Source organism: Paenibacillus sp. FSL R7-0128 (genome assembly GCF_038002245.1).
In the GTDB taxonomy this organism is placed as follows: domain Bacteria; phylum Bacillota; class Bacilli; order Paenibacillales; family Paenibacillaceae; genus Paenibacillus_AQ; species Paenibacillus_AQ silagei.
On sequence record NZ_JBBOCD010000001.1, the window covers coordinates 5,902,130 to 5,914,781 of the forward strand.

A 12,652-nucleotide genomic window follows, 5' to 3' on the forward strand; every position below is an offset into this window, starting at 1 on the left:
ACCGGGTGTTAGGCTTTGGCCGGGGTCTTCGCAGCAGGCTTCTGGTTCTTTTTCAGGAGCAGCCAGAGCGGACTTGCGATGAAGATCGATGAATAGGCTCCGAAGAGCAGACCGATAACCATAGCAAGCGAGAACATACGGATCGACTCCCCGCCCATAATCAGCAGGAAGAATGCGGCAATAAATACAGTGAAGGCTGTATAAAGAGAACGCATGAGTGTCTGCATTACACTTTTGTTAACCAGGTGCTTCAGATCCTCATACGACTTCTGCTTGCCGAAGCGCAGATTCTCGCGTATCCGGTCAAAGATAACGATGGTATCGTTAATCGAGTAACCGATAATGGTCAGCACCGCGACAATGAAGGTGATGTCTACCTCCAGACGGAAGATTGAGAAGACCGCCACTACCATAAATGCGTCATGAAGCAGCGCCACAATGGAAGCCAGCGCAAAACGCCATTCAAAACGGATACTTACATAGATGATAATCCCGATACTGGATAGCAGCACGGAATAGATCGCATTGCGGGCCAGTTCCTTAGCCATCTCAGTATCTACGGTATTGATTTCAAAAGACGCCTTGTCATCAATCTTGTTGATTGACTTCTTGAGGGTCTCACTTTGTGCATCACTCAGCTCTTGATCATAGCGGATGTTGACCCGCTTGTCGCCGATGGTAACGGTTGGTTCATGCTCGATGCCCGCATCCTTCAGAGCCGGCTGCAGCTCAGCCAGCGTGACACTCTTGGAGAGCGCTACGTCCACATTGGACCCGGCCTTGAAGTCAACGCTGTAGTTCAGGCCGAAGGTTGCCAGAAAGACGAGCCCCGCCACAGTAAGGGCAATCGAGAAGATATAGAAGAATTTACTTAAATGTACGAAATCAAGCTCTTTCTTAAAGCGCACTGATGTCACTCTCCTTTACCCCAAATTGCTTCGGCTTTTTGAGTGCGCCGGCTTTAACCAGCACAGTCAGCAGCCAGTGGGCAAAATAAAGGTTTGTTACAATACTAAGTACAATTTCCACGATCAGAATCAGTGCGAAGCCTTTAACCGCACCCGTACCGAAGGCGAACATGACAGCCGCTACGATAATAGTGGTTACATTCGCATCCATAACTGTACGGAAGGAGGTCTTGTTCCCTGCTTTGACGGAAGACATAATGCCCTTCCCGCTGCGCATTTCTTCCCTGATCCGTTCATTGGTAATGATATTGGCATCGACGGCCATCCCTATACCGAGGATGAACGCGGCGATCCCGGGAAGGGTCAGTGTAAAGTCTGCCAGGACAAATACCAGAATCAGCAGCCAGGTGTGCAGGATCAGCGCAAAGCTGGCCAGTACGCCCGGAAGACGGTACATAAGCAGCATGAAGATCAAAATAATCACAGAACCGACAATCCCGGCTCTGACGGTCTCATCCAAGGATTGCTTACCCAGTGTAGCCCCTACGCTCTGGGAATATTTCTCTGTCAGCTTCAGCGGCAAAGCACCGAGGTTGATTGTATCGGCAATCTCGCGGGCTTCATCCAGTGTATATCCCCCGGAGATCGAAGCCTTACCATCGGTCAGGACAGCTCGTACCGTTGGAGGCGAAGATAACAAGTTCTCATCCAGATAGATGGCGAGTTCCTTACCCAGCAGGCGCTCGGTAATCTCTGCGAATTTCTTCTTGTCTTTGATGGAGATGCTGATTTCGGGCCGGTTCAGTTGATCGCGTTGAACCTCTGCCGCACCTTCAACAAAGTCACTGCCTACCAGCTCAATCTTGCTGTACACCCCGGGAGCATCCCCTTCATTGGCACTGCGAAAGGTCAGAACTGCGGGTTCTTTCATTTTTTTGCGGACCTCTGCTTCGTCGGTTACACCTGCGATCTTCAGACGGATGCGGTCCGTACCTTCGGTGGTCACCTCAGGCTCGCTGGTTCCGAGTGCATTCGCCCGCTTCTCGAGGCTCTCTGCAGTCTTCTGCAGCGAAGCGCGGGTCAGAGTTCCTCCCGTATCCATTGGCTCGGCGTGGTACAGAATTTCGAATCCGCCCTTGAGGTCAAGACCCAGACGGACTCTGTCCAGCAGCCCGGGAGTAGTAAATACCATGACGCCCGTTAGAACGACCACGGTAATGATAAAGCTCAACATTCTCTTCATGCTCTAGCTAGTTCCCCTTTCATTACATCAATATTCCTATTATAGCTACGTGCGAAATGACCGTCAATTCAGAAGGAATGACGGTGTCTTGATTCACACAAAGAAACGGCAGGTTCTGCTGCAAAGCGAAGATACCTCCGTTTGATAGGACAAGTCTGAACACTCTTTACTTACTTTACTGCTTCCTGTACCCGTTTGCAAAAGAAAATCGTTCCTTTTGGCAAATCCCCCCGTTAATTCAATCCCCGGTAGGCCGCCAAGGTCAGATAAGTCATATAACTGCCTGACTTGAGTGAATAAATGTCATTGACCAGCCTGTGCAGGGGAGGTCTTCCCTCCTTGGCATAATTGCGGCTGATGCAATCCCAAATATCCTTACCGGTCACATATTCATAGCCGAGGAGCCGGAATTCCTCCGCTTTGCTGATGCACATGGCTTCGATATCTTCACTAAGCTCGTCATATCCCCATTGTTCCGATTCCACGTGCAGGCACCTCCAAAGATTCCTCATTTACGTATGCTCAGTGGTACGTATTCGACCCTGCGCTCACACTTTCCTGCTTAAGACCAAAAAACTTGTCTACAGAATGCTTGTCATGCAGCGCACCTGTACCGGCATATCCTTATACAAGCCTGGCTTGGTTATGGCGGTAATTCACCTGCAGTTTCATCTCATATGTAGGAAGAAGGAGTGCCCTGTGAGGAAACAGACCTTTATACAAGGAACGATCATCCTGCTGCTCGCCGGTATCATTAATCGGATGCTTGGCTTCATTCCCCGGATTGCCCTGCCCCGGATCATCGGCGCTGAGGGGGTGGGTCTGTATCAGCTCGGATACCCGTTTTTCATTGTGCTCATTACGGTAATTACGGGGGGAATCCCGCTGGCGATTGCCAAGCTGGTTGCCGAAGCCGAAGGAGAGAACCGCCCGGAGCAGTCGCGTAAAATCCTGCAAACCGGCCTCGCTCTCAGCCTGTCGCTGGGCATTGTGTTCACCTTCGTCGCCCTGTTCAGCGCCTCCTGGGTATCCAGCGTTCTTCTGACGGACCAGCGTGTCTATTATACCTTCGTCAGCATGACCCCCATGATCGCCATCGTCGCCGTTTCATCCATCTACCGGGGATACTTTCAAGGCAGGCAGAACATGATTCCCTCGGCCTTCTCCTCCGTGCTGGAATCGGTCATCCGGATCTTCTTCATGCTGTGGTTCTCCTGGATGCTGCTGCCGAAGGGCATCGCCTTTGCGGCTGCGGGTGCCATGCTTGGCGTGACTGTGGGGGAGATCGCCGGAATGCTGGCCCTGCTGGGGCAATATTATTTTAACGACAAAAAAGACAGGTCTGAACTCCCGCCTAACGTGGAACCTATGGTTCAGGATACGCAGGGCAGTGCCGGACGCGAACCCGCGCAGACGACTACACCTGTCTTCAAGCGTCTCATCGGCATTTCAATACCGGTAACTGCCGGACGGCTGATCGGCTCATTCTCTTACCTTCTGGAATCGATTATTACCGTGCGCAGCCTCGCGCTCGCCGGAATCGCAGCCGCCGCTGCAACCGCACAATATGGTTCCTTGCAGGGAATGGTGATTCCGCTGCTGCTGCTGCCGGGTGTGCTCAGCTCCTCGCTGGCCGTCTCCCTTGTCCCTTCCTTATCCGAGGCCGCCGCCCGCAACGATTTGCCCACGATTCACAAAAGAATGCACCAGGCCCTGCGGCTAGCCATGGTGACCGGTGCCCCGTTTGCTGCTGTTATGTATATTCTTGCCGTACCGCTCTGTACGCTAATGTACGGCAATGCGGCGGATACGGCCCCTATGCTTAGGATGATGGCCCCGTTCGCTGTGTTTCTCTATGTCCAGGCCCCGCTGCAGGCTGCCCTTCAGGCCATGGACCGCCCAGGCAAGGCACTGATCAATACGCTGATAGGAGCCGTTGTCAAAATTCTGCTGATTCTCCTGCTGGCCTCCCGGCCCGAGTACGGCATTCTGGGCGCCATCATCGCCATTATGGTCAACAGCTTACTTGTCACGCTTCTGCACGGCTACAGTGTAGTCAAGCTCACCGCCATGTCCTTGCGCTGGTCGGACCCGCTCAAAATCCTGGCCGCTACGGTCATCATGGCCGCCGGGATGTCGTATGTCTATACTTCTGTTCCAATCTCACAGTCGCAGTGGATACAATTCTTAGCTGCTGCTGCCTGCGGCATGGCCATCTATCTGAGCATCTGCCTGTTATCGGGGCTGATCTCCAGGCGTGACCTGGAACGGGTGCCCTTTTTCAGACGCTGGCGCAGTTAGGTTGGCTTCCCCTTATCCGGGCTGATCGGGGCAATATAGAGTTCTCCCTTATGATCCACGGAGCACAGGAAAACATCCCGGAAATCAGAGACACCCTTCTGCCGGATCTGGGTTCTAAGCCAGAACCGGTTCTTGCCGATCATCTCAAGATTGCCGTCCTGCACCTTCCCGTCCATAATCAGCGGAATCGGCAGTCCTTCATAACGGATCTTATGCTTCGGCAGCTTCACCGAAGCAGAGTCACCGCCGGATGATTCAGCATCGCCGGAGTCCTTCTGGCTATCGCCGTTATTCTCCTTCCGCTCTGCGCCGGAGCTGCTGTTGCCCGACTGATTGGATGAGGTGACGTTGGCATTCTTCTCAATCACCGTTAACTGCCCGCTTGTCTCCAGGATAGCGAACTCCACATCTGCCGGACTGACAATATTCTGCCCGCGGAGCTGCAGCAGCAGATCATCAATATTATACCGCTGCCTGCGCATTTCGCCCCGGTGAATCTTCCCGTCCGAGATCAGAATGCTGGGCCTGCCATCCACCATTAAGCGCAGTTTCCGGCTCTTCAAGCTGAGCTGTGCGACCAGCACTTGAATCAGCACCAGGGTCGCCATAGGAACAACACCATCATAAATAGGCCGCTCGATATCCTCAATCACAAAGACACCGATCTCGGCAATCATGATGGAAATGGTCAGGTCAAATACAGACAGCTTGCCGATTTCACGTTTGCCCATGATGCGCATGCTCAGGAAAATGAAGATATACATCAGCACGGTCAGAAAGATATGGGTCGTAATATGCTGGAACATATTCTCTTCGCTCCCCTTCCGCTACTCCCCCATACTGGCGGATTAATGTACCCCTATTCTGACCTGACCGTAAAGGGAACATTCGGAAAGCTGCTGATTAATTACTGGTAAAAGTCATACCGCCTATTCTTGTACTATTGGGGCAAGCCTCCCCATACAATAATTAGTATCCGGTTAACAAACTTTTAGGGGGTTTTACCATGTCTCTGATCAGGCGTCTATTCTCATGGAAAATATCTAGTCCGGTATTATCGGGTTTAATCCGCTCGTTCCTGTGGATGATGCTGGGTGCGTTCATCCTCTCCCTCCTGCTCTGGGGCAGCGGACTGCAGGAACAGGATCTCACCATGTACACCTACATTGTGCACGGCGTCGCTGCCGCATTCGGAGGCTTGACCGCAGGCAGCAGGGCCGTCCGCAGAGGCTGGTACCAAGGAGCACTCACAGGCATGTTATACGGACTGGCTGTACTGCTGATCGGATTTTTGGCGCTTGACAGTTCACCGGGGGGAATGGACTTCCTGTGGGTTCTGGCGGCTGCAGGCATTAGCGCACTAGGAGGAATGTTTGGAGTTAATTTACAGAAAACCTAATTAATATAATTTTCGAAAATTGAAACCTTCCCTTGAAAATATGGTACACTACCTATGTCTGACTTCATATGAGCGATTATCAAGGAGGCTTCGAATGCTTTGCTGTATCAGTCCATGAATCTTGTAGTTGTATATACCGTTGCCATTGTTGTGATCTTAATCTGGATCGGCGCACGGCGCAATCCGCTGATGGCCTTAGTTGAAATCGGGAGAGAGCTGCTGAGATCCTATAAATTCACACTCATTATTATAGGCATGTTCAGCATTCTTGCCCTGAATAAATATGAGCTGCAGATCGAAGAAAAGATGCGGCTGACCGCAGATTACACAGGTTTTATCTTCGGCCTGGAGGGGCATTTCGTCCGGATGGTTCAAGAGCTGTTCTACGCTCCCTGGCTGACACCGGTGATTGTCTTCTTCTATATCTTCATGCTGCAGGCCGTGCTGGCAGCCTCACTGGGGATCTATCTGCTGGACAAAAACCGTGTGATTCTCTATGCGACCTGCTACACCATTATTTTAACCTATGCTATCGCTATTCCGTTCTATCTGTACTTTCCGGTCAATGAGGTGTGGTCCTATGCGCCTGCCGGGGTTCGGTTCATCATGCTGGATGTTTTCCCGAAGTTTGAACAGGAATACCGGCCGCTATCCGGCCTCAATAACTGCTTCCCGAGCCTACATACCGCTATCTCCGTATCCATGGCTCTGCTCGCTTTCCGCTCAGGCAACCGCCGCTGGATGGTGATCAGTACAATCTCAGCCGTTATTATCGTGTTTGGAATCTTCTATCTCGGCATTCATTGGCTGACCGACATGATTGGCGGCACCCTGCTGGCTGTACTGTCCACGGCTATCGCCGTACCGCTTGCCAAGCTTACCCTGCGCAGCGGGGAACAGGGCTTGAGAGTGCGGGGCCGGGTCACCAATACACGTTAAGGCCCTCAATTCCGTATATGACGTATAAAAAAATCGGCGTTCTCTCGTAAGAGAAACGCCGATTTTTATGTAATTTAGCAGAGAGACTATTACATCTTGTCTTCTACTTCCACAACTGCGTGACTGATCGAGCCCCGGTCAAACGTCAATCGGGTTACATCATTAACCCGCAGAATAACGATGTCATCCGAAATCTCCATGATCGTTCCGTGCAGACCGCCGATGGTAACTACCTTATCGCCCTTCTTCAGCGCTTTTAGCATTCCGTTGCGTGCCTTGGTCTTCTTCTGCTGCGGACGAATCAGCAGGAAGTAGAACACAACAAACATCAGTACAAACGGACCTACCAGACCCAGTATGCTGCCTCCGCCGCCTGTACCTGCTGCCATATAAAACTGTGACATATCATTTCCCCCCTTTCAAGAATAAACATGAACACTCCGTACTCTCTAGAAGCCTTTTAAATTATCATATAATCCGTATTGTGCAAAAAACTCATCGCGAAAATCAAGCAGCCGATCTTCCATGATGGCTTCACGCACTTTACGCATCAATTCCAGCAGGAAGTGTAAGTTATGGTACGTTGTCAGCCGCAAGCCGAAGGTTTCGTCGGCCTTAATCAGATGACGCAGATAAGCACGGGAATAGTTCCGGCAGGTGTAACAGGTACACTCCGGGTCCAGCGGCCCGAAATCACGGGCATACTGGGCGTTACGCACGACGAGTCTCCCCTGACTGGTCATTGTTGTTCCATTACGGGCAATACGGGTAGGCAGAACGCAGTCGAACATGTCTATTCCGCGGATTGACCCTTCCAGCAGCGCATCCGGTGAACCTACGCCCATCAAATAGCGCGGTTTCCCTTGCGGCAGCAGCGAAACCGTGTAATCCAGCACTTCATACATAAGCTGCTTGGACTCTCCGACGCTGAGTCCCCCAATAGCATACCCCGGGAAATCCATGGAAGTCAAATCAGCCGCGCTCTGGCGGCGGAGATCCTCATGCATGCCTCCCTGTACGATAGCGAACAGTCCCTGGTCATTCGGACGGGCATGGCTTTTGAGGCAGCGTTCGGCCCAGCGGGTGGTACGTTCGAGTGATTTCTTCACATACTCATATTCAGCCGGATAAGGCGGGCATTCATCGAAGGCCATCATAATATCGGAACCGAGCGCATTCTGGATCTCCATAGCGACTTCGGGAGACAGAAACTTCTTGTCTCCGTTCAGATGGGAGCGGAAATGAACCCCTTCTTCGGTGATCTTACGCATGTCGCTCAGGGAGAATACCTGGAAGCCGCCGCTGTCGGTCAAGATCGGGCGGTCCCAGTTCATGAACTTATGCAGGCCGCCCGCTTCGCCGATGATCTCATGACCCGGACGAAGGAACAGATGGTACGTATTACTCAGAATAATCTGTGCTTCCATCTGCTTAAGCTCTTCAGGACTCATCGTCTTGACAGTAGCCTGGGTGCCCACCGGCATGAAGGTCGGTGTCTCAATAATTCCGTGCGGGGTGTGGACTCTTCCGAGCCGTGCCCCGGATTGCTTACAGGTCTTAATGTGTTCGTAAGTGATTGCTGCCATTGGTTTAACCCTTCCTCTTGCTTAATAAATGAACATTGCATCGCCAAAGCTGAAGAACCGGTACTGCTGCTTAATCGCTTCTTCATATGCGGCGAGAATCAGCTCCCGGCCAGCCAAAGCGCTTACCAGCATGACCAAGGTTGACTTGGGCAGATGGAAATTGGTGATCAGTGCATTAACGACAGTAAATTCATAACCCGGATAGATAAAAATATCCGTCCAGCCGCTGCAAGCCTCAATCGGCCTGCCCTGGCATTGTCTGCCTACGGTCTCCAGGGTCCGGCATGAGGTTGTGCCTACAGCTATTATTCTTCCGCCCCTTGCTCTGGCTTCATTAAGCACATCCGCCGCTGCCTGGGACAGCTCGAAATATTCGGCATGCATGACATGCTCTTCCACAGTCTCGACAGACATGGGACGGAAGGTCCCGAGACCAACATGAAGTGTGACATAGACGATATTCACACCGATGGCTGCAATCTGCTCCAGCAGCTCGGTGGTGAAATGCAGTCCGGCTGTCGGCGCTGCCGCCGAGCCTTCATGCCGGGCATACACGGTCTGATACCGCTCACGGTCATCCAGAGCTTCCTTGATATAAGGAGGAAGCGGCATGGAGCCGAGCCTGTCCAGAATCTCCTGGAAAATCCCCTGATAGATGAAGCGGAGTGTCCGCCCGCCCATATCTGCTTCATCTTCAATCACGGCACGAAGCTCTTCACTGAATACAATGACCGCGCCGGTCTTCAGCTTCTTACCGGGCTTCACCAGCGCCTCCCAGCGGTCCCCTTCGAGATTCTTAAGCAGCAGGACCTCCGCCTTGGCTCCGGTATCTTCCTTGACTCCGAACAGTCTGGCGGGAATAACCCGTGTATCATTAAGTACTAGCGTATCGCCCGGGCGGAACTGCCCCAGTATATCCGTAAAATGACCGTGGTCCAGTTGCCCGCTCTCCTTGTCTACCAGCAGCAGTCTGGATGAACTGCGGTCGGCAAGCGGAGTCTGGGCAATCAGCTCCTCCGGCAGATTGAAATCATAAAGTTCAACATTCATAATAGGATCTTCATTCCTTAATTCTTAATTATAGTAACGTTATTAAAATAGTGTTGCAATATTTGCTTATAATCATACCCTTTGTCGGCCATTCCCTTCACGCCCCATTGAGACATGCCGAGTCCGTGCCCGTAACCCCAGCCGATGAAATAGAAGCCCGGACTGCCGGTCACGACTCTTGCGGTCTGATCCGCGCCCATCACGACCGTACCGCTGCCGCTGGACGTCACTTGGCCCGAGGCAGACAGCACTCCGGCCGAGCTGGTGCTGCCGATAGCAGCTGTAGAGCCGTCAGCGCCTAATACAGTATAACTTCCGGCAGGTACAATATCAAACAAGGTGCTAGGCAATCCCCCGAAGGAGGAACGGAACAGATCCGGGTACTTCACCTGCAGGATCTGGCCGTTCGCCTTGACCTCCACTGCTCTTCCTGATGGCCCGCGCCGGGTAACCTCCAGAGTGGTTATAGAAGAGGGCAGAGTGCCGCTGGTCTTGCCGGCCAGGCTCTTCAGCAGTTCGGCTGAAGAATACGGACCTTTGATCCAGCTGTAGCTGCCGGATTCATAGACCTGATTCAGCACTACGGCGTTCTGTCCGGGATTTAGCTTGCCTGCCGGAGCAGCACTGCTGTCAACGACAGGCAGCGGCCGGATATTCACATCCTTGGCAGTGGCTGTGGCAATGGGGAGCCCTGCGGCTGTCTTGCTGCCTGTTAATTTGATGTTATCTTCCCGGGCATAGCCGGAGACGCCGCTGTCCAGCAGTACATAGTACCACTTCTTAGCAGAGCCCACCGCAGCCACATCCTCTGCGCTGGCCACACTGGCATAGTTGCCGCCGCTGTTCCATACTTCCGACGGGTCAGCCGTAACGCCGCCGCTGTTCGAGGAGAATACCGCCTCTACGACCTTGCCGCCGCTCTGCAGCACTTCACCTGCAGTGGCATCGACCGCCTTGATGATTGTGGGTGCTTCTGCACCGATTCCGTTATAGACCTGACTGAGCGTTGTATCCACCACATTGGCAACATCGAAGCGGTTCCCTTGGGACAGCGCGTAGCTGCGCGCGGCTACAGCCTGGGCCTTCAGCGCTTCCTCCGGCCAGCCGGAGGATACCTCTCCCCCCACTACCGCATACAGATATTGCTCCAGCGGAACCACGTTAATGACAGACAATGAACCATTCAGATTTCCAAGCTCCATATCGCCGCGATAGATCCGTTTGGATCGCTCGGTTAGCATAATTCCCTTCTCATTGCCGGATAGGATGAACTTTGCGTCACTTCCGGATAACAGATAGTGAAAAGCCTGGACTTCGCTGTTGAAATCGAGCCCTGCGTCCATACGGATCATTACTCCGGGTGCACCCGGAGCCACAGGCGTTAGAGCAAGCTGAGGCAGCAGCGCAGCTGCCGAAGCAGAGACCGCCGCAAGCTCGCTGTCACTTGAAGCCTCTCCTACCCATACCTCGGTACGCGCACTGCCGCCCTCACCGGATATGAATACCGGCCAGGCATCTAAGCCGGCAGTGGTCAGGCTGCCCACTACCGCCTGGGCTTCCTCGAGTGTAGCGTAGGAGCCCGCAGACAGATGCTTGGTTCCGGCCACCGCAGGGGTCTGCCCCTCAGGAATTGCCAGACCGGCCTTGAGGACTGCGTTCAGCCCGTTATTGGCTGCACTCTCACTGGCATAGCCTCCAGTGTATAGCTGATATACCTTGGCTCCGCCTCTCGCAGCCATAAAAATCTGCGGCTTATTGGAAGAAGACTGGAGCTTCTTCGCCGCATCCGCAGCGGTCTGCCAGCTTGGCGTCTCCAGCACCTTCACCCGGTACCCGTCCAGACTGACACGGACCTTGTTCTGGGCCGGAACCGACAATAACGGGCTGCCGCCGGCTGCCGGAAGCAGGCTGAAGCTCTGCTCGGACTGCAGGGTTACCAGCGGTACGGTAGATTTATATTTGCTGCCAATATCGGCATACAGTGCAACCCGGATCGACCCGCCGGAATCGGCGCGGGCGTGATCTGCCGGAATGAGCAGACTGCCTGCTGCAAGCAATGCAGCCAGCGCCCCCCGGCCCAGCAGCCCGATTCCTGTTGTTGTCCACTTCGCAAGTTTCATTGTAGGCCTCCTAAAAAGTATTAATGATACATCCACTTCGGTTTGTAGCCCAAACAATACGTAAGATGTTGTACTATGGGCAGGATTCTAAGTAATCAGTTCTGCTGCGGGGGAAGCGGAAGGCCAAGATGATGATACGCTGCAGGCGTAACAATGCGCCCGCGAGGCGTGCGCTGCAGGAAACCGATCTGCAGCAGATAGGGCTCGTATACATCCTCAATGGTCTGGCTCTCTTCACCTATCGTAGCGGCGATGGTATCCAGTCCGACAGGCCCGCCCCGGAAGGAGCTGATCATGGATTGCAGCATCTTATGGTCGATGCTGTCCAGTCCTCGGGGGTCCACCTGGAGCATCTTCAGCGATTCAGCAGCAATCTCCGGGGTGATGATTCCGTCGCCCCGGACCTGGGCATAATCGCGTACCCGCTTCAGAAGACGGTTGGCAATCCGCGGTGTCCCCCGGGCCCGCAGGGCAATCTCTTCCGCTGCATCGCCCAGAATCTCGATGCCCAGCAGTTCAGCGTTGCGCGCCACGATGAAGCTCAGTTCATCGATGGTGTAATACTCCAGCCGGCTGACCACTCCGAAGCGGTCACGCAGCGGAGCAGACAGCAGTCCCGCACGTGTCGTCGCCCCAATAAGCGTGAAGGGCGGCAGGTCCAGCCGGACCGACCGTGCGCTTGGCCCCTTGCCGATCATGATATCCAGCGCGAAATCCTCCATCGCCGGATACATGACCTCCTCCACCGTCCGGTGCAGACGGTGAATCTCGTCAATGAACAGCACATCGCCTTCCTGAAGGTTCGTCAGCAGTGCTGCCAGATCGCCGGGCCGTTCAATCGCCGGACCGGAGGTGGTCCGCAGATTGACACCCAGCTCGTTGGCAATAATATTGGCCAGCGTCGTCTTGCCGAGACCCGGAGGCCCGTACAGCAGGACATGATCCAGTGCTTCACTGCGCATCTTGGCCGCTTCTATATATATTTTCAGGTTCTCTTTCACCTGGTTCTGGCCGATATATTCACCCAGATAACGGGGACGCAGACTTAATTCCACCGCCTGCTCGTCCATCATCAGATTAGCCGATATAATCCGGTCATCCATTCT

12 protein-coding genes are annotated in these 12,652 nt (G+C 53.5%); 3 read left to right on the plus strand and 9 right to left on the minus strand.

All coding sequences use genetic code 11. The annotated features are described in order from the left end of the window. Positions 1-8 precede the first annotated feature (8 nt). The 3 genes from secF to NST26_RS24855 all read right to left on the minus strand — a co-directional run bounded on the left by secF (position 9) and on the right by NST26_RS24855 (position 2,636). Positions 9-908 (minus strand): protein translocase subunit SecF, encoded by a 900-nt coding sequence (secF, locus tag NST26_RS24845; protein WP_076081676.1) that lies wholly within the window; start codon positions 906-908, stop codon positions 9-11. Further along, positions 898-2,151: a protein translocase subunit SecD gene (gene secD / locus NST26_RS24850; RefSeq protein WP_076081677.1), complete on the minus strand. Its 1,254-nt coding sequence runs from the start codon at positions 2,149-2,151 to the stop codon at positions 898-900. Before secD ends, secF begins: the two co-directional genes overlap by 11 nt. A 233-nt stretch (positions 2,152-2,384) precedes the next feature. Next, entirely contained in the window at positions 2,385-2,636 is a 252-nt protein-coding gene (locus NST26_RS24855; protein ID WP_340980030.1) for a post-transcriptional regulator, read from the minus strand. Positions 2,637-2,850: 214 nt separating this feature from the next. Between NST26_RS24855 and spoVB the strand changes: the two genes are divergently transcribed. After that, entirely contained in the window at positions 2,851-4,452 is a 1,602-nt protein-coding gene (spoVB, locus tag NST26_RS24860; RefSeq protein WP_076081678.1) for a stage V sporulation protein B, read from the plus strand. Here the strand turns inward: spoVB and NST26_RS24865 are convergent. Continuing rightward, positions 4,449-5,258, minus strand: coding sequence for a YetF domain-containing protein (locus NST26_RS24865; protein ID WP_076081679.1), 810 nt, complete (start codon positions 5,256-5,258; stop codon positions 4,449-4,451). The two genes, spoVB and NST26_RS24865, sit on opposite strands and share 4 nt — an antisense overlap. Before the next feature lie 200 nt (positions 5,259-5,458). Between NST26_RS24865 and NST26_RS24870 the strand changes: the two genes are divergently transcribed. Both NST26_RS24870 and NST26_RS24875 read left to right on the plus strand, forming a co-directional pair. Next, the gene (locus tag NST26_RS24870) at positions 5,459-5,851 is read left to right on the plus strand and encodes a TIGR04086 family membrane protein (RefSeq protein WP_076081680.1); all 393 of its coding nucleotides are present in this window, start codon (positions 5,459-5,461) and stop codon (positions 5,849-5,851) included. 99 nt (positions 5,852-5,950) lie between these two features. Next, positions 5,951-6,790, plus strand: a complete 840-nt coding sequence (locus tag NST26_RS24875) for a phosphatase PAP2 family protein (protein ID WP_340980032.1) — start codon at positions 5,951-5,953, stop codon at positions 6,788-6,790. Between the two features lie 89 nt (positions 6,791-6,879). On the opposite strand, the gene yajC is transcribed toward NST26_RS24875, so the two are convergent. The 5 genes from yajC to ruvB form a co-directional block, all read right to left on the minus strand. Then, positions 6,880-7,194 carry a preprotein translocase subunit YajC gene (gene yajC / locus NST26_RS24880; RefSeq protein ID WP_036732365.1) on the minus strand — a complete coding sequence of 105 codons (315 nt, stop codon included), beginning with the start codon at positions 7,192-7,194 and terminating at the stop codon, positions 6,880-6,882. Positions 7,195-7,239: 45 nt separating this feature from the next. Next, a complete protein-coding gene (tgt, locus tag NST26_RS24885) occupies positions 7,240-8,376 on the minus strand; it encodes a tRNA guanosine(34) transglycosylase Tgt (protein WP_340980035.1) in 1,137 nt (378 codons plus the stop codon). Positions 8,377-8,397: 21 nt separating this feature from the next. Beyond that, positions 8,398-9,426, minus strand: a complete 1,029-nt coding sequence (gene queA, locus NST26_RS24890) for a tRNA preQ1(34) S-adenosylmethionine ribosyltransferase-isomerase QueA (protein ID WP_340980036.1) — start codon at positions 9,424-9,426, stop codon at positions 8,398-8,400. Between the two features lie 17 nt (positions 9,427-9,443). Further along, on the minus strand, positions 9,444-11,546 hold the full coding sequence (locus NST26_RS24895) for a SpoIID/LytB domain-containing protein (protein ID WP_076081682.1): 2,103 nt from the start codon (positions 11,544-11,546) through the stop codon (positions 9,444-9,446). A gap of 95 nt (positions 11,547-11,641) precedes the next feature. Continuing rightward, positions 11,642-12,649, minus strand: a complete 1,008-nt coding sequence (ruvB, locus tag NST26_RS24900) for a Holliday junction branch migration DNA helicase RuvB (protein WP_036732369.1) — start codon at positions 12,647-12,649, stop codon at positions 11,642-11,644. Positions 12,650-12,652 lie beyond the last annotated feature (3 nt).